At 55.5% G+C, this 355-nt stretch carries 1 protein-coding gene; it reads left to right on the top strand.

What is annotated here, in order from left to right:
• Nucleotides 1-69: 69 nt before the first annotated feature.
• A partial coding sequence (locus tag EN807_RS33370; protein WP_135938004.1) for a DUF892 family protein occupies nucleotides 70-355 on the top strand: 286 nt, incomplete at its 3' end.

The raw sequence follows: 355 nt of genomic DNA, 5'->3' as shown, positions 1-355 counted from the left end.
CCTAGTGGCTCGCCCTGCCGTGGCCCATCGGATTCTCGCAACAACAGAAACAGTGGAAAGGCCAAGACCATGGGCTTCTTTTCGAAGGACATTAAAACGCTGGACGATCTCTTCGTGCATACGCTGCGCGACATCTACTACGCCGAAAAGCAGATCGAGAAGGCGCTGCCGAAGATGATCGAAAAGGCAACGGACGCACAGTTGAAGGCTGGCTTCGAGAAACATCTGCAGGAGACGAAGGGCCATATTGAGCGCGTCGAAGAAGTGTTCGAACTGCATGGCGTCAGGGCCAAGGAGGTCAACTGTCCTGCCATTGACGGTATCCTCGAAGAAGCGGACGACGTCAGTGGCGACG

Source organism: Mesorhizobium sp. M5C.F.Ca.ET.164.01.1.1 (assembly GCF_004792125.1).
GTDB classification, from domain to species: domain Bacteria; phylum Pseudomonadota; class Alphaproteobacteria; order Rhizobiales; family Rhizobiaceae; genus Mesorhizobium; species Mesorhizobium wenxiniae.
This window is presented reverse-complemented; position numbering and strand designations above follow the sequence as displayed.